Here is a 16,327-nt window from a genome sequence, read left to right on the forward strand (position 1 = left end):
CGGAGCGGATCATGGACAGCCTCGACCTCCAGGTGCTGCAACAGGCGCGCGACTGGCGCGCGCAGGGCCGCGCGGCGTGGCTGGTCACCGTGATCGAGACCTGGGGTTCGGCGCCGCGCCCGCCCGGCGCGCTGCTGGCGATGCGCGACGACGGCCTCGTCGTCGGCTCGGTGTCCGGCGGCTGCGTCGAGGACGACCTGATCGAGCGCGTGCGCGGCGGCGAGCGCGTCGCCAGGCCCTCGCTGATCACCTACGGCGTCACCAAGGAGGAAGCCGCGCGCTTCGGCCTGCCCTGCGGCGGCAACCTGCGGCTGGTGCAGGAGCCGCTGCTCGACACCGCCTGGGTCGACCAGATCCTCGAGCGCACCGCGCGCCACGAACTGGTGGCGCGCCGGCTCGACCTCGACAGCGGCGAGGTCGGCATCGAGCCGGCCGCGCGCGGCGAGGCCTTCCGGTTCGACGGCCGGCAACTGCGCGCGCTGTTCGGCCCGCGCTGGCGGCTGCTGATCGTCGGCGCCGGCCAGCTCTCGCGCGCCGTCGCGCAGATGGCGCTGATGCTCGACTTTGAGGTGATCTGCTGCGATCCGCGCGAGGAGTACCACCTGAGCTGGGACATCCCGGACACCCGCTTCAGCAAGGCGATGCCCGACGACCTGGTGCTCGAACTGCAGCTCGACCCGCACAGCGCCGTGGTGGCGGTGACGCACGACCCCAAGCTCGACGACATGGTGCTGCTGGAGGCGCTCAAGTCGCCGGCCTTCTACGTCGGCGCGCTCGGCTCGCGCGGCAACACCGCCAGGCGCATGGAGCGCCTCGCGCTGTTCGACCTCAGCCCGGCCGAGATCGGGCGGCTGCACGGCCCGGTCGGGCTCGACCTCGGCGGCAAGTCGCCGGCCGAGATCGCCGTGGCCATCGTCGCCGAGATCGTCGCGGTGAAGAACGGCGTGGCGCTGGTGCAGAAGAAGGAGGGCTCGGCGGTGGCGCAGGCGCCCGGCGTGTGCGCGCGGCCTTGAATCCGCGCGGCGCGCCGATGCTTCAGCGCATGCCGATGCCCGCCGCCAGCTCGGCGATCACCGCCTGGATCGCCGGGTGATGGCGCTCGCCGCTGCGATGGGCCATCGAGATCCGGCGGCGCACCTGCGGGCGCAGTTCGATCATCGCCACGCCGCGCGGCGCCTGGCGCCGCCGCATCGCCGGGATCACCGACACCGAGCAGCCGGCGGCGACGCAGGCGGCAACCATCTCGAAGCCGCGGCAACGCGCGTTGACGCGCGGCTCGAATCCCGCCCGGCGGCACAGCCCGAGGATGAACTCGGCATAGGCGCTGGAGCTCGAGTCCATGGCCCAGGCGTCCGCCGCGAGGTCGTCCACCGTGACCGATTCGCGCCGCGCCAGCGCGTGGCGCCGCGACACCAGCGCCACCAGCGTGTCGTCGGTCAAGGCGGTCTGCACGATGCCGGCCGGCGCGCCGGAGGCGAGCGACAGGTCGTCGACGAGCGCGACGTCCGCCTGCCACGACGCGAGCGCGGCCAGCCCTTCGGCCGGCTCGAGCTCGATCAGCACCGGCTCGAGCCGGGGATGCGATTTGCGCAGCGCATTGATCGCGCGCGGAAGCAGCGCCGCGGCGGCGGAAGGAAAGGCCGCGATGCGGACTTCGCCGGCAACCTCCCCGCGGATCTCCGCGAGCGAGGCGCGCGCCGAATCGAGCACGGCCATCGCCTGCTCGGCGTGCTGCGCCAGCACCTGCCCGGCGTGCGTGAGCCGGATGCTGCGCCCGTGGCGTTCGGTGAGCGCCAGGCCGGCCTCCCGTTCCAGTTGGGCGATCTGCTGCGAGATCGCCGACGGCGTCACGTGCAAGGCCTGCGCCACGGCGTTCATCGTTCCGCGCATCGAGAGTTCGCGCAGGGCGCGCAGCCGGGCGAGATCCATCGGCGACTCCGGGGCCGCCTGCACGACGGCTGCCAATACAAAACGCATGCTAATCCATAACTTAAGAAAAGATCAGTATTTCTGATGTGATATCGACCCTAGCATTCCGGCGTCCAGCACCCCCGACACACCCGACCATGCAACAAGCCTCCCTCCTGCCTCCCGGCTACTTCAGCGCCGGCGTCGATCGGACCGACCCGCTGGTCGCGCAGGCGATCGAGCGCGAGAAGGCGCGCACGCGCGACGTGATCGAGCTGATCGCCTCGGAGAACATCGTCAGCCGCGCCGTGCTCGACGTGCAGGGTTCCATCCTGACCAACAAGACGGTGGAAGGCCTGCCCGGCAAGCGCTACCACGCCGGCGCCGTGAACGTCGATGCGGTGGAGAGCGCCGCCATCGAGCGCGCCTGCGCGCTGTTCGGCTGCCGCTTCGCGAACGTGCAGCCCCATTCGGGCAGCCAGGCCAACCACGCGGTGCTGCACGCGCTCGCCGAGCCGGGCGACACCATCCTGTCGATGGATCTCAATGCCGGCGGCCACCTCAGCCACGGCGCGGCGGCGAACCTCAGCGGCGCGTGGTTCGACGTGGTCAGCTACGGCGTGCGCGGCGGCGACGGCCTGATCGACTACGACGAGGTGAGCGCGCTCGCGCGCCGGCACCGCCCCAAGGTCCTCATCGCCGGCGGCTCGGCCTATCCGCGGGCGCTGGACTTCGCGGCTTTCCGCCGCGCCGCGGACGCCGGCGGCGCGAAGCTGCTCGTCGACATGGCGCACTTCGCCGGGCTCGTCGCCGGCGGCGCGCACGGGCATCCCTTCCCGCACGCCGACGTCGTCACGACGACGACCTACAAGTCGCTGCGCGGGCCGCGCGGCGCCATCGTCCTGTGGAACGACGAGGGCTTGAGGAAGCGCATCAACAATGCCGTGTTTCCCGGGCTGCAGGGCACGCCGTCGCTGCACATCGTCGCGGCCAAGGCGGTGGCGCTCGGCGAGGCGCTGCGGCCCGAGTTCGCCGACTACGCGCACGCCGTGCTGGCCAATGCGCGGGTGCTCGCACAGCGGCTGCGGCGGCACGGTTTCGATCTGGTGGGCGGCGGCACCGACACGCCGCTGATGCTCGTCGACCTGCGCGGCAAGGGCCTGACGGGCGCGCCCGCGGCGCGCAGCCTGGAGCGCGCCGGCATCATCGCGAACATGAACCCCATCCCCTCGGACGCCGCCGACCTGAAGGTGATGTCGGGGCTGCGCTTCGGCGTCTCGGGCGCGACCACGCGCGGCCTCGGCCAGGCCGAGTTCGACGCCGTCGGTGACTGGATCGCCGAGGTGCTCGAAGGCTTGCGTGCGAGCCCCGACGACAACGCGGCCGTCGAAGCGCGCGTGGCGGCGGCGGTCCGCGAGATGGCCGCGCGCTTTCCGACGTACCGCTGAGTCCGAGTGCACGGCCCGCGAGCCCGATTGATCCGTCCTGGCACACCTGTCCCGGGTTCGCCCTGACTGGAGCAGCGTGGCGCATCCGGCCAGCATCGCGGCCATGCTGCGTTTCTTCGCCCTCCTGATCCTGCTGTGCACCAGCGCCGTCGCCGCCCGCGCGCAGGACAGCGGCGGCGATCCCTTCGGCTCGCTTCAATGGCCCGACCTGCGGCGCGAGTTCTTCGGCAATGCGCCGGTGGTGTTCGACGAGCGCGTGCAGGTGCGCGGCCCGGCCTTCGCCGAAGACCCGATGAACGTGCCGATCAGCGTGTCGGCGCTCGGGCTGCGCGAGGTCGAGACCATCGTCGTGATCGTCGACCGCAACCCGATCCGCAAGGTGCTGGAGTACCAGCCTCTGGCCGCGCTGAGCAGCCTGGGCTTTCGCTTCAAGCTCGAACAGGCGAGCCCGGTGCGCGCTGCGGCGCGCACGAAAGACGGCGTCTGGCACGTCGGCGGCACGCTGGTCGATTCGGCCGGCGGCGGCTGCACGGTCTCGGGCGCCACGCGCAAGGACGGGAGCTGGTCGCAGACGCTCGGGCAGGCGCGCGGCCGGCTGTTCGCGAGCAGCCCGGCGGCCGGCGCGGGCGCCTCGCGCGTGCGCGTGATGGTGATGCACCCGATGGACACCGGCCTGGTCGGCGGCATCCCGGCCTTCTACGTCAACCGGCTCTCGGTGCGCGACGGGCGCGACCGCGAACTGGCGCGCCTGGCCACCTTCGAGCCCATCAGCGAGAACCCGGTGTTCAGCTTCGACTTCCCCGGCAGCCCCGGCGCCGGGCTGCGCCTGGTCGGCGCCGACAACAACGGCAACCGCATCGACGGCCGCATCGAATGAAGACGCCGAAGACCGCGCTCGCCTCGCTGCTGCCGGCGGCGCTCGCCGTGGCGCTGGCGCAGGCCGCGCCGCGCGTCGACGTCGACCGGCTCGACTACGGGCTTTCCGCGCGCGCCCTCGCGCCCGGCGTGTGGGTGGTGGAGGGCGCCAACGCCGACTTCTCGCCGGCCAACGGCTGCAACATCATCAACACCGGCTTCATCGCCACCGGCAAGGGCGTGCTGGTGATCAACACCGGGCCGTCCAGGCGCTACGGCGAGCAGTTGCGCGCGCTGATCGCGAAGACGACGAGCGAGCCGGTCGCGCAGGTGATCCACCTGAACCTGCACCCCGACTACTTCCTCGGCAACCAGGCCTTCGCCGACGTGCCGCGCCTGGCCACCGACACCACGCGCGCCGGCATGGCGCGCGAGGCCAAGTCCTACGAGGACAACCTCTACCGCCTGTGCGGCGACTGGATGCGCGGCACCGAGGCGCTGCTGCCCAGCGCCACGGCCGCGCCCGGCACGCTGCGCCTGGGCGAGCGCGAACTGGAACTGCGCGAGTACCGCGGCCACACCGACAGCGACCTGGTGCTGATCGACAAGGCCAGCGGCGTGGTGTTCGCCGGCGGCCTGGTGTTCGCGCAGCGCGTGCCGACCACGCCGCACGCGCAGCCCGCCGTGTGGCTGCAAAGCCTGCGCGAGTTCGGCGGCCTGCCGCTGAAGACGCTGGTGCCCAGCCACGGCCCGGTGCGCGCCGACGCCAGCGCGGTGGCCGAGACGCAGCGCTACCTGCAATGGCTGGACAGCAGCTTCCGCACGCTGGCCGAGCAGGGCGCCGAGATGAACGAGGTGCTGCGCGCCGAGGCGCCGGCCGAGTTCCGCGGCTGGGCCGCCTTCGGCACCGAGTACACGCGCAACGTGGCGCACCTCTATCCACGCTACGAGCAGGCGGTGCTGAAGGCGGCGAAGCCCTAGCCGGGCGGACGGGCGCGTCAGTCGTCGAACTCGACCTTGCTCGCTTCGATCGAACTGCCATCGGCGGCCAGCCGGCCCTCGACCTCGACACGCACGCCCACCGCCAGGCCGGCCGCGCCGCCGCCTTCGAAGCGCGCCGCGCCCCAGGCCACGCGCATGCCACGCACGACGAAGGTCTGCGCCGCGCTGTCGAGCGCTTCGATGCGGCCCTCGATCTCCAGGCCCTCGTCGTCGTCGCGGTCGTCCTCGATCTCCACTTCGCGCGCATGCAGGACGCCGTTGGCGAGCACGCCTTCGACCTCGACACGCCGGCCCAGCGCCAGGCCGGCCGGCACGCGCGTGGCGGCCGAGGCGTCGATCGTCACGCCGTCGACGCTGAACGCCGCCGCGCTGGTGAACGCGGTGATCAGCCCTTCGAGTTCGGCGCGCAGCCCGCTGGCCGTGGCCGGCGCGACGGCGGCGAGGGTGATCTCGGTGGCTTGCCACACGCCTTGCGCGTCGGGCCTGGTGCGCAGCTCCACGCGCACCTGCTGGCCGTCGGCCAGCGTCGCCGGCAGGCGCGTCGCACTGGTGTACGAGATCGGCAGGCCGCCGATGGTCAGGCGGCGCGCCGCGGTGTCCAGGCCGCTGATGGTGCCGCGCAGCTTGTAGTCGTCCTCGTCGGCGTCTTCGCGTTCGATGCGCGTGGCCAGCACGTTGCCGTCGGCGGCGCGGAAGCCGTAGACCTCGACGATGTCGCCGACGCGCAGCGCGGCCAGGCCGCCGGCGCCAAGGCTCAGCACGGTGTTGGCGTCGACCGTCACGCGCTGGCCCAGCGCCGTCAGCGTGCCGGCCGCCGCGTCGACGGCCGACACCGGCCCTTCGATCTCGCTGCGCACCGCGACCGCGCTGGCCGGCGCCGGCGCGGAGGCCGACGCGGCGGCCGCCTGCACGCTGACCACCATGCCGAGCTGCACGGCCTCGCGCGCCAACGGCCGGCCGTCGTCGCCGCTCACCGCGGCGGCGCTGTCGTCGAAGCTGGCGCCGTTGACCGCGAGGGTGCCCACGCCGTGCACCACGCCGCTGGTGAAGACGCCCTGGCCGGCGGGCGCGGCGTTGTCGTTCGCGCTGCCTCCGCCGCCGCCGCAGGCGGCGAGGCAGGCGGCCAGCGTCAACCCGGCGGCGATGCGCACGCCGCGCCGGCGCGGCCAAAGGGCGCAAGGAGAAGGGAGTGTCATGGCATGTGCTCCTGGGGAAAGGCAGGCGTCGCTGCCGATTCCGGGGCATTCTTCGGATCGACCCTAAACCGGCGCTGAACCGCGCGTTCATCGGACGTTTAGGCTGCACCGCTAACATTCCGACACGATGCCGATCCGCCTGGTTCGCCTGGCCGCCCTGTGGTGCGCCGCCTGTCTCGCGCTCGCGTCCGCGCCGGCCGCGCTCGGCGCCGATCAGGACGCGGTGCGCCGCGGCGTGCAGTCCGGCAAGCTCAAACCGCTGGCGGAGATCCTGGCGCGCATCCAGAAGACGCATCCCGGGCGCGTGCTCGACGTCGAACTCGAGGCGCGCCCCGACGGCCAGCTCTGGTACGAGATCACGCTGCTGCACAAGGACGGCCACCGCGTCGAGCTGTTCATCGACGCCGCCACCGGCGCCGAGGTCGGCCGGCAGGCCCTGGTGCAGCCCAGCCTGATGTCGATGGCCGAGGTGCTGCGCCTCGTGTTCGCGCGCGAGACCGGCACCGTGCGCGAGGCGGAGCTGAAGCGGCCGCGCCAGCAGCCGCCGGTGTACGACCTGTCGATCGTGCGCCCCGACGGCAGCGAGCAGCGCTTCCTGATCGACGCCACCAGCGGCCAGGTGCTGGAGCAGGGTCGCCGTCCCGAGACGCTGCCGGCGGCGCCGCGGCAACTGCCCGCGCTGATCGAGGCGATCGAGCGCCGCTACGGCGGGCGCGCCGTCGAGGTCGAGGTCAAGCACGACGCCAACCGCGCGCCCTACTACGAGATCGAACTGCAGTTGCCGAACGGTCGCGGCATCGAGGTCGACATCGATCCGGCCACCGGTCGCGTGCTGCGCGAGGGCTCCTGAGGCGATGCGCGTGCTGGTGGTCGAGGACGATGCCGAACTCGGCGACAGCCTGCGCCGGGCGCTCGCCGACGCCGGCATGCTGGTCGACCTGTGCGGCGACGGCACCGAGGCCGAGTTCCTCGGCGTCACCGAGACCTACGACGCCGCGGTGCTCGACCTCGGCCTGCCCGGGATCGACGGCGTGACGCTGCTGCGCCACTGGCGCGAGCAGGGCGCGGCGTACCCGGTGTTGGTGCTGACCGCGCGCACGCGCTGGGGCGACAAGCGCGCCGCCTTCGAGGCCGGCGCCGACGACTACCTGACCAAGCCCTTCCTGCACGACGAGGTGGTGATGCGCCTGCGCGTGCTGCAACGGCGCGCCTATGGCCGCGCCGAGCCGGTGATCGCCGTCGGCGGCCTGCGCCTGGACACCGCCGGCCAGCGTTTCACGCTGGGCGGCCGGCCGCTGGCCCTGACGGCGCAGGAACACCGCATCCTGGAGTACCTGATGCACCGGAAGGGCCAGCCGGTGTCGCGCGCCGAGCTGGCCGAGCACGTCTATGCGCGCGACCTCGACCCCGACTCGAACACGCTGGACGTGCTGATCGGCCGCATCCGGCGCAAGCTCGGCACGCCGCTGATCCACACCGAGCGCGGCCGCGGCTGGCGCCTGGCCGCGCCCGACGATGGCGACGATCCGGCCGCTTGAGCGCGCGGGCCTCGCGGCCCGGCTGATCCTGCTGGGCCTGCTGTCGGCGCTGCTGGTCTCGGCCGGGGCCGCGTGGCTGCTGCGCGAGAGCCTGCACGGCGTGGTGCTGCGCAGCTTCGCGCAGGGCCTGGCCCAGCGCGCCGACCGCCTGGAGGTCGAACTGCTGGCGGCCCGGCAGCGCGGCGTGCCGCTGGGCGAAGCCGCCGCCGGCTCCGAGTTCGACACCATCTTCTCCGGCTGGTACTGGCAGATCGGCGAGGGCGCCGACGCGCCGCGGTCGCGCTCGTTGTGGGACGCCAGCCTCGACCTCGGCGCGGCCACGCCCGACGAGCGCACCGAGCCGCCGCTGCGGCGCGCCGTCGGCCCGCGCGGCGAGCCGCTGCTGGGCGCGGCGCGGCCGCTGGCGCTGCCGTCGGGCATGCACACGCTGCATGTCTACGGCGCGGCGCAGGAGACCGACTCCGAGATCGAGCGCATCGACCGCGTGCTGCTGACCGTGCCGCTGGCGCTGAGCGCCGCGCTGGTCCTGCTCAGCGTGCTCCAGGCGCGCATCGGGCTGGCGCCGGTGCGGCGCCTGCAGGAGGCGCTGGGCCGCGTGCGCGGCGGGCAGGCCGAGCGCATCGGCGATGCCTTCGGCCCCGACCTCGCGCCGCTGGCGCAGGAGATCGACGAGGTGCTGCTGCGCAACGCCCGCGTCGTCGAGCGCGCGCGCCACCACGCCGCCGACCTCGGCCACGCGCTGAAGAAGCCGCTGGCGCTGCTGGCCGCGCAGGCGCACCAGGCGACGGTGCCCAGCGAGGCGGTGCAGCGCCAGGTGACGGCGATGAACGGCTTGATCGAGCGCCACCTCGCGCGTGCCGCCAGCGGCGCCGGCCAGACGCGCCGGGTCGGCGTCGGCGAGGCGCTGGACGGCGTGCTGGCGCTGGTGCGCCACCTGCACGGCGCGCGCGGCCTGGCCTGGCGCGTCGAGGTCGAACCCGGCCTGCGCTGGCAAGGCCATGCCGCCGACCTGGAGGAGGTGGCCGGCAACCTGCTCGACAACGCGGGCAAGTGGGCGCGCAGCGCGGTGCGCCTGACCGCGCGGCGCGACGGCGACCGCGTGCTGCTGGAAGTCGAGGACGACGGTCCGGGCCTCAGCGCCGAGCAGATCGGCGAGGCCGCGCGCCGCGGCCGGCGCTTCGACGAGAGCGTAGCCGGCAGCGGACTGGGCCTGGCGATCGTCGACGACATCGTGCGCACCTACGGCGGGCAACTGGCGCTGGACGCCGCCGGCACGCTGGGCGGCCTGCGCTGCCGCGTCACGCTGTGATGGCCACTGCCGGGCCATCCCGACTCCGCAGCGCCATCGCCGCCTGTTCCAGTGCGACGCGAGACTGTCACGCAATGGCGCAGTCCGCGTGAAAACCCTCGGCGTCGCGCGCCGCCGGGTGCGAATCGCGCCGGCTTTCTCAGCGCTTCGGCAGGTCCGGCAGCGTGCGTGGCGGAGGCAGCGGGCGCGTCTCGGTGTAGCTGCGGATCGCCCAGATGGTCTCGGGCGGCAGCACCGTCTTCCACGCCGGCATGTGCATCTGGCCGGCGCGCAGCTTGCCCTCGCGTACCGAGAAGAGGAAGTAGGTGTCGACGTCGGCCAGGCAGTGTGTCTTCAGCGCCGTGTCGGTGAGCCGGTTGCAGAAGGTGTTGAGGCGGCGCAGGTCGGGGCCTTCGGCCACCGGCCGGCTGGAGCGTTCGCCGTGGCATTCGGCGCAGTAGCGCTCGTAAGCCACGCCGCCGGCCTCCAGCACGGCGTCGCTGCCGCGATAGGGGTTGCCCTTGGGCGGGTTCGCCGCGTCGAGCGCCGGCAGCCCGGCGGGCACCGGTTCGAGCGCGAACGCGGGCCCGGCGGCGGCCAGGGCGAACAGCAGGCTGGCTGCAATGCGTGTCATGGCGGGGTTCATCGCCTTCGTCACCAGTCGGTCGGGCAGCCGCGGCAGCCGCCCATCTCCGAGTCGGGAAAGATCGTGTAGCGCAGCAGGTTGTCGTCGAACACCGCTTCGCGCAGGTTGGCCGCGACGAACTTCGCCTCCTGCAGGTTGGCGCCGATGATGCGCGCGCCGACGAACTGCGTGAAGTTCAGCCGCGCCGCTTCGAAGCTCGCGCCGGTGCAGTCGGTCCCGCTCAGGTCGGCGCGGAACAGCCGGGCCTGCACGAGGCGCGCCTGTACGAGCCGCGCGCCGCGCATCGACACGCCCGGCGCGTTCAGCGCGTAGCCTTCGACGCCGGTCAGGTTGGCGCCGTCCAGGCGTGCACCGGCCATGTTGGCGGCGCGCAGGTGCGCGCCGGCCAGGTTCGCGCCGGTGAAGTCCACGCCGCGCAGGTCGAGGCCGACCAGGTCGGCATCACGCAGGTCGGCGCCGGGGCACTGCGCATACGGCCACAGGTGGCAGCCGTTGATCACACGCACCACCGGCGCCTGCTGCGCCTGCGCTTGGGCTTGCGCCGCCGTGGTGGCCGTGGCGGCGAATGCCACCACGGCCGCGGCGAGAAGCGCGCTCGGCTTCACCGCGACGGCAGGCGGAAGGCCCAGAAGCTGCCGCCTTGCGTGACCTGGCGGGTCAGCTCGGCCATGTCGCCGCCCCACAGCGGCACCGCGCCGCCGTAGCCGGAGGACAGGCCGAGGTACTGCACGCCGTCCTGCTCCCAGGTGATGGGCACGCTGACCACGCCGGAGCCGGTCTGGAAGTGCCACAGCTCCTCGCCGGTCTTGGCGTCGAAGGCCTTCACGTAGCCGTCGCTGGTGCCGGTGAACAGCAGCCCGCCGGCGGTGGTGAGGGTGCCGGCCCACAGCGGGAACTTCTCCTTGTGCTGCCAGGCGATCTTGCCGGTCTTCGGGTCGATCGCGCGCAGGATGCCGACGTGGTCCTCGTACAGCCGCTTGATGCGGAAGCCCTGGCCCAGGTAGGCGCTGCCGGCCTTGTAGGTCAGGTGCTCGGTCCAGTAGTCCATCGCCCAGTGGTTGCCGGGGATGTAGAACAGGCCCGTGTCGGGCGAGTAGGACATCGGCATCCAGTTCGTGCCGCCGAGGAACGGCGGCGAGACGAAGATCGACTTGCCCTTGTCGCTGCCGGCCTCGGGCAGCGGCGGGTGCTGGCCCTTGACGACGTCGGGCTTGCCGGTCTTCAGGTCGAAGCCCTTCGACCAGGTGATGCCCTCGACGAAGGGCCAGGCGCCGATCAGGCCGGTGGGCTTGCCGCCGATGCCGGCGCCGTTGGCGAGCTTCTCGCGGTCGGTCACGAAGAAGAAGCCGTTGCGGTCGGCGTGCGCGCTCGCCTTGACGAGCTTGCCGTCCTTGTTCTTGTATTCGAACAGCAGCACCGAGTTGTTGCCGCTGAAGTCCCAGGCGTCGTTCGGCGTGTGCTGGAAGAAGCCCTTCAGGTCGCCGGTGCCGGCGTCGACGTAGGCCTGGCCGCTGGTGAACAGGCTGTCCCAGTTGCGCGGATCGTCGCCTTCCTTGGTGCGCTTCCAGGTGTTCCACGGCGCCGGGTTGCCGGTGCCGATCACCACCGTGTTGGTCTCGGCGTCGAAGCTCGCGGTCTGCCACGGCGCGCCGCCGCCGTGATGCCAGGCCTCGACGAGGTTGCCGTCCTTGTCGCGCGGCCAGCTCGGCGCCTTCGCGTCGCCGCTGACGGTGCTGTCCTTGCCGTTCAGGCGGCCCATGTGGCCTTCGACCATCGGCCGTGCCCACACCTCGGCGCCGGTGTCGGGGTCGCGGGCGTACAGCCAGCCGACCACGCCGAACTCGTCGCCCGAGCTGCCGTGCACCAGCAGCACCTTGCCGCTCTTGGCGTCCTTCACGACGAAGGGCGCGCCGGTCATCGTGTAGCCCACCTTGTGGTCGCCGAACTTCTCGTTCCAGACGACCTTGCCGGTGTTCTTGTCGAGCGCGACGATGCGCGCGTCGAGCGTGCCGAAGTAGACCTTGTCGCCGTAGATCGCCGGGCCGCGGTTGATCACGTCGCAGCACGGGCGGATGTCGTCGGGCAGGCGGTGCTCGTACATCCACAGTTGCTTGCCGGTCTTGGCGTCGAGCGCGAAGAAGCGCGAGTAGCTGGCGGTCACGTAGATCACGCCGTCTTGCACCAGCGCCTGCGCTTCCTGGCCGCGCTGCTTCTCGCCGCCGTAGCTGAAGCTCCAGGCCGGCAGCAGGTTCTTCACGTTCTTCGTGTTGATCTGCTTGGCCGGGCTGTGGCGCTGCGCCTTCAGGCCCAGGCCGTAGGTGAGCACGTCGCCGGTGGTGCGGTGGTCGTTGGCGATGTCGTCCCAGGTGACGTTCTTGCCGGCGGCCTGCGCGCTGGTGGCCAGGGCCATGCTGCAAGCCAATGCCAGGAGGGTCTGTCTCATCTCTCGGTCTCCTCGTTGTGATGAAAGGGCTCTGCGGCGGCAGTCTAGGAATCGGCCCGTCGCGCGCCCCGGGAGACGGTCCTCGCGGCGGCGGGACTTCTTCCTGCGGCGCGGGCCGTGCGGCAGGCATGCGGATTGCGTTTTGGTGGGGGTGCTTCGGCGTGGCACAAATGGCCTCGCAAAGCGCGCGTAAACCCTGAATCAACGAACCGCGAGATGAACAACAAGCTGCTGTCCGACTGCATCAAGGTGCTGCTGCTCGACGACCACGCAGTGGTGCGCCATGGCTACCGCAGATGGATCGACGGCGAGGACGACATGTGCGTCGTCGCCGAGGCCGCCACCTCGGCGCAGGCCTGCGAATGCCTGCGCCAGGCCGAGATCGACATCGCCGTGATCGACCTCAGCCTGAAGAACGACAGCGGCCTGGAGGCGATGCGGCGGCTGCGCGAGCGCCAGCCGCGCCTGAAGATGCTGGCCTTCACGATGCACGACCACGCCGGCTTCGCGTTGCAGGCGCTGCGCCTGGGCGCGATGGGCTACGTCACCAAGGACAGCGAGCCGCAGCAGCTCCTCGACGCGCTGCGCCAGGTGGCCGAGGGCCGGCGCGTGTTCTCCGGCGAGGTGGCGCAGTTCTGCCTGGCGCAGGCCCAGGCCGGGGAATCGGCCTTCGATCCGTTTGCGCAGCTCACGCCGCGCGAGTTCGAGGTGTTGCGGCTGACCACCTCCGGGCAGGACGCCGCCGTCATCGCGCAGGCGCTGCACGTCAGCCAGAAGACCGTGCTCAACACCATGTCGCAGGTACGCCAGAAGCTCGACGTGCGCAACGACTTCCGGCTGATGCGCCTGGCCGAGCAGCACGGCCTGGCCGGCCTCGGCGCCGCGGCGAGCGCGTTGCCGTGCTGAGCATGGAACGATCCGGCGGCGGGGCTTGAGCGGGCCGTGAGCCGTGAGCGAAGCGCGCCGCCCGCTCGACCTGCCGCGCCGCGTGATGCGGCGCGCGCTGGCCGCGGCGCTGGTGACGCTGCTGGCGGCGCTCGGCTTCGGCCTGGCGCGCACCGATGCCGGCGTCGACGGCGGGGTTCGCGCCGCGATGGCGCTGGCCGCCACGATGGCCGGGCTGGCGCTGTTGCTGTTGCTGTTGCTGTTGCGCTCGCTCGGCGCCGCGCTGGCCGCGGCGCAGGCCGAGCGCCGCCGGCTCGGCCACAAGGTGCAGTCGCTGCAGGAGCAGGAGCGCATGCGGCTGTCGCGCGAGCTGCACGACGAGTTCGGCCAGCGCCTGACCGCGATCCGCGTCGATGCCGCCTGGCTGGCGCACAAGCTGAAGGACCACGCCGAGGTACAGCCGGTGCTGCAAGGCATGCTCGAGCAGTGCGCCGCGGTGCAGGGTGACGTGCGCGGCCTGCTGGCGCGGCTGCAGCCGCTGGCCGGCGTCGACGACGAGGGCGGCGCGGTCAGCGTGGCCACGCTGGCCGAGCTGCTGCAAGGGCTGGCCGACGGCTGGCGCAGGAGCGGCAGCGGCGCGCTGCGCGTCGCGCTGGAGATCGACGCGCGGCGCGGGCGCGGCATGCCGCGCGACCTGGCGCTGGCGCTGTACCGCATCAGCCAGGAGGCGCTGACCAACGTGGCCCGCCACGCGCAGGCCGGGGACGTGAAGCTCGCGCTGCGCTGGCCCGACGACAGCGACGCGGTGGAATGGTCGCTGGCCGACGACGGCATCGGCCTGGCCGACGCGGGCGGCTCGCCGCGCCGCGGCAACGGCCTGGCCGGCATCAAGGAGCGTGTCTGGGCGTTCGGCGGCGATCTCGCGCTGCGTCCCGCGCGGCCGGGCCACGAACGGCCGGGGCTGGTGCTGGCGGCGACGCTGAGGGCGGCGCCGCCGGCGGACTAACGCTGCATCGGTACGGGTTCGATCGGCGCCAGCCGGCCGACTTCGTCGTCGGTCCACAGGCGCATCTGCGCCGTGAAGTGCTGGCCCGAGCCGTCTTCCAGCCCGAAGCTGCCGCTGTCGCCGGGGGCCACGTCGAGTGTCATCGCCAGGCCGGCGAGGTACTCGCACTGCGCCTCGCTGGCGTAGACCGGCACGCCGTCGCTCGCGCCGTCGAGGCGGCCGAGCAGGCGGTCGCCGGGGCCGAGCGCCAGCTCGGCCTCGGCGAAGCACATCGGCGCGCTGCCCGCGCAGCAGCCGTGCGACTGGTAGAACAGGATCGCACCGTGCCGCGCGCGCAACTGCTCGACCAGCGCGCGCGCCGCGGCAGTGGTTCGCACGCGCGGCAGCGGTTCCATCGTCCGGCTCCTCAGAAGAAGCCCAGCGAAGGGCCACGAGTGCGCTGGGTCTTCTTCATCGCTTCGCTCAGAAGAAGCCCAGCGAAGGGCCACGAGTGCGCCGAGTCTTCTTCATCGCTTCGCTCAGAAGAAGCCCAGCGCGTTGGGCGAGTAGCTCACCAGCAGGTTCTTGGTCTGCTGGTAGTGGTCGAGCATGGCCTTGTGCGTTTCACGGCCGATGCCCGATTCCTTGTAGCCGCCGAAGGCCGCGTGCGCCGGGTAGGCGTGGTAGCAGTTCGTCCACACCCGGCCGGCCTGGATGGCGCGGCCCATGCGGTAGGCGCGGCTGCCGTCGCGGCTCCACACGCCGGCGCCCAGGCCGTAGGGCGTGTCGTTGGCGATCTGCAGCGCCTCGGCTTCGTCCTTGAAGGTCGTCACCGCCAGCACCGGCCCGAAGATCTCCTCCCGGAAGATGCGCATCTTGTTGTTGCCCTTGAACAGCGTGGGCTGGATGTAGTAGCCGCCGCCCAGGTCGCCGCCGAGCTGCGCCTTGCCGCCGCCGATCAGCACCTGCGCGCCTTCCTGCTTGCCCAGCTCGAGGTAGGACATGATCTTGTCCATCTGCATCGCCGAGGCCTGCGCGCCCATCATCGTGTCGGTGTCCAGCGGGTTGCCCTGCTTGATCTTCTTGACGCGCTCCAGCGCGCGCGACATGAACTTGTCGTAGATCGATTCCTGGATCAGCGCGCGGCTCGGGCAGGTGCAGACCTCGCCCTGGTTGAACGCGAACAGCACCAGGCCTTCGATCGCCTTGTCGAAGAGGGCGTCGTCGGCCGAGGCGATGTCCTCGAAGAAGATGTTCGGGCTCTTGCCGCCGAGTTCCAGCGTCGCCGGGATCAGGTTGCTCGCGGCGGCCTGCGCGATCACGCGGCCGGTGGCGGTGCTGCCGGTGAAGGCGATCTTGGCGATGCGCTTGCTCTGCGCCAGCGGCATGCCGGCTTCGCGGCCGAAGCCGTTGACGATGTTCAGCACGCCCGGGGGCACCAGGTCGGCGATCAGCTCGGCCAGCACCAGGATGCTGATCGGGGTCGATTCGGCCGGCTTGAGCACCACGCAGTTGCCCGCGCCCAGCGCCGGCGCGAGCTTCCACGCGGCCATCAGGATCGGGAAGTTCCAGGGGATGATCTGGCCGACCACGCCGAGCGGCTCGTGGAAGTGGTAGGCGATGGTGCTGCCGTCGATCTCGCTGAGCGCGCCTTCCTGGGCGCGCACGCAGCCGGCGAAGTAGCGGAAGTGGTCGACCGCCAGCGGGATGTCGGCGTTCAGCGTCTCGCGCATCGGCTTGCCGTTGTCCACCGACTCGGCGTAGGCCAGGCGCTCGATGTTCTGCTCGATGCGGTCGGCGATCTTCAGCAGGAGGTTGGCGCGCTCGGCCGGCGGGGTGGCGCCCCACTTGGCGGCGGCGGCGTGGGCGGCGTCCAGCGCCAGGTTGACGTCGCGTTCGTTCGAGCGCGCCGCCTGCGTGAAGACCTTGCCGTTGATCGGCGTGATGACGTCGAAGTACTGGCCGTCGGCCGGCTTGACGAACTTGCCGCCGATGAAGTTGTCGTAGGTGCGCTTGAATTCGACGGGCGCGCCGGCACTGTTGGGCTGGGCGTAGATCATGGCTTGTCTCCGTGCGGATGGGTGGATGGAGGGCCGCGCGACCCGGATGCCGGCGCGGTACCGCACGATGCAC

Annotated in this window: 16 protein-coding genes; 9 read left to right on the top strand and 7 right to left on the bottom strand. The window is 72.2% G+C overall.

The annotated features are described in order from the left end of the window. Nucleotides 1-11 precede the first annotated feature (11 nt). The gene (locus QM792_RS07855; RefSeq protein ID WP_415148981.1) at nt 12-1,013 is read left to right on the top strand and encodes an XdhC family protein; all 1,002 of its coding nucleotides are present in this window, start codon (nt 12-14) and stop codon (nt 1,011-1,013) included. A gap of 22 nt (nt 1,014-1,035) precedes the next feature. Here QM792_RS07855 and QM792_RS07860 read toward each other — a convergent pair whose 3' ends face one another. Beyond that, the gene (locus QM792_RS07860; RefSeq protein ID WP_415148983.1) at nt 1,036-1,929 is read right to left on the bottom strand and encodes a LysR family transcriptional regulator; all 894 of its coding nucleotides are present in this window, start codon (nt 1,927-1,929) and stop codon (nt 1,036-1,038) included. Between the two features lie 137 nt (nt 1,930-2,066). Between QM792_RS07860 and glyA the strand changes: the two genes are divergently transcribed. The 3 genes from glyA to QM792_RS07875 all read left to right on the top strand — a co-directional run bounded on the left by glyA (nt 2,067) and on the right by QM792_RS07875 (nt 5,192). Beyond that, complete coding sequence (glyA, locus tag QM792_RS07865; protein WP_415148984.1) at nt 2,067-3,356, top strand: serine hydroxymethyltransferase; 1,290 nt, start codon at nt 2,067-2,069, stop codon at nt 3,354-3,356. 103 nt (nt 3,357-3,459) lie between these two features. Then, nucleotides 3,460-4,233, top strand: a complete 774-nt coding sequence (locus QM792_RS07870) for a quinoprotein dehydrogenase-associated SoxYZ-like carrier (RefSeq protein WP_415148986.1) — start codon at nt 3,460-3,462, stop codon at nt 4,231-4,233. Continuing rightward, on the top strand, nt 4,230-5,192 hold the full coding sequence (locus QM792_RS07875) for a quinoprotein relay system zinc metallohydrolase 1 (RefSeq protein WP_415148988.1): 963 nt from the start codon (nt 4,230-4,232) through the stop codon (nt 5,190-5,192). The genes QM792_RS07870 and QM792_RS07875 overlap by 4 nt, the downstream gene beginning before the upstream one ends. A gap of 17 nt (nt 5,193-5,209) precedes the next feature. Here QM792_RS07875 and QM792_RS07880 read toward each other — a convergent pair whose 3' ends face one another. Continuing rightward, a complete protein-coding gene (locus tag QM792_RS07880) occupies nt 5,210-6,409 on the bottom strand; it encodes a DUF5666 domain-containing protein (protein ID WP_415148989.1) in 1,200 nt (399 codons plus the stop codon). A gap of 127 nt (nt 6,410-6,536) precedes the next feature. On the opposite strand from QM792_RS07880, the gene QM792_RS07885 reads away from it, so the two are divergent. The 3 genes from QM792_RS07885 to QM792_RS07895 are packed head-to-tail and all read left to right on the top strand — an operon-like array spanning nt 6,537 to nt 9,256. After that, nucleotides 6,537-7,259: a PepSY domain-containing protein gene (locus tag QM792_RS07885; protein WP_415148991.1), complete on the top strand. Its 723-nt coding sequence runs from the start codon at nt 6,537-6,539 to the stop codon at nt 7,257-7,259. A gap of 4 nt (nt 7,260-7,263) precedes the next feature. Beyond that, entirely contained in the window at nt 7,264-7,947 is a 684-nt protein-coding gene (locus tag QM792_RS07890) for a response regulator transcription factor (protein WP_415148993.1), read from the top strand. Continuing rightward, nucleotides 7,925-9,256, top strand: a complete 1,332-nt coding sequence (locus QM792_RS07895; RefSeq protein WP_415148995.1) for an ATP-binding protein — start codon at nt 7,925-7,927, stop codon at nt 9,254-9,256. Before QM792_RS07890 ends, QM792_RS07895 begins: the two co-directional genes overlap by 23 nt. Before the next feature lie 139 nt (nt 9,257-9,395). On the opposite strand, the gene QM792_RS07900 is transcribed toward QM792_RS07895, so the two are convergent. From QM792_RS07900 to QM792_RS07910, 3 genes are read right to left on the bottom strand one after another with little or no spacing between them, the layout of a single operon-like run. After that, nucleotides 9,396-9,869 carry a c-type cytochrome gene (locus tag QM792_RS07900; protein WP_415148997.1) on the bottom strand — a complete coding sequence of 158 codons (474 nt, stop codon included), beginning with the start codon at nt 9,867-9,869 and terminating at the stop codon, nt 9,396-9,398. Between the two features lie 20 nt (nt 9,870-9,889). Next, nucleotides 9,890-10,486: a pentapeptide repeat-containing protein gene (locus tag QM792_RS07905; protein ID WP_415148998.1), complete on the bottom strand. Its 597-nt coding sequence runs from the start codon at nt 10,484-10,486 to the stop codon at nt 9,890-9,892. Beyond that, nucleotides 10,483-12,324 carry a methanol/ethanol family PQQ-dependent dehydrogenase gene (locus tag QM792_RS07910; protein WP_415149000.1) on the bottom strand — a complete coding sequence of 614 codons (1,842 nt, stop codon included), beginning with the start codon at nt 12,322-12,324 and terminating at the stop codon, nt 10,483-10,485. Before QM792_RS07910 ends, QM792_RS07905 begins: the two co-directional genes overlap by 4 nt. 216 nt (nt 12,325-12,540) lie before the next feature. Between QM792_RS07910 and QM792_RS07915 the strand changes: the two genes are divergently transcribed. Together QM792_RS07915 and QM792_RS07920 are read left to right on the top strand one after the other, a co-directional pair. Next, on the top strand, nt 12,541-13,230 hold the full coding sequence (locus QM792_RS07915) for a response regulator (protein ID WP_415149002.1): 690 nt from the start codon (nt 12,541-12,543) through the stop codon (nt 13,228-13,230). 43 nt (nt 13,231-13,273) lie between these two features. After that, nucleotides 13,274-14,215 carry a sensor histidine kinase gene (locus tag QM792_RS07920; RefSeq protein ID WP_415149003.1) on the top strand — a complete coding sequence of 314 codons (942 nt, stop codon included), beginning with the start codon at nt 13,274-13,276 and terminating at the stop codon, nt 14,213-14,215. Here the strand turns inward: QM792_RS07920 and QM792_RS07925 are convergent. Together QM792_RS07925 and QM792_RS07930 are read right to left on the bottom strand one after the other, a co-directional pair. Then, nucleotides 14,212-14,610: a DUF779 domain-containing protein gene (locus QM792_RS07925; RefSeq protein ID WP_415149004.1), complete on the bottom strand. Its 399-nt coding sequence runs from the start codon at nt 14,608-14,610 to the stop codon at nt 14,212-14,214. The two genes, QM792_RS07920 and QM792_RS07925, sit on opposite strands and share 4 nt — an antisense overlap. 123 nt (nt 14,611-14,733) lie before the next feature. Beyond that, nucleotides 14,734-16,254 (bottom strand): aldehyde dehydrogenase family protein, encoded by a 1,521-nt coding sequence (locus tag QM792_RS07930; protein ID WP_415149006.1) that lies wholly within the window; start codon nt 16,252-16,254, stop codon nt 14,734-14,736. Between the last annotated feature and the right edge of the window lie 73 nt (nt 16,255-16,327).

Source organism: Piscinibacter sp. (assembly GCF_047600445.1).
Lineage (GTDB): Bacteria > Pseudomonadota > Gammaproteobacteria > Burkholderiales > Burkholderiaceae_C > Piscinibacter.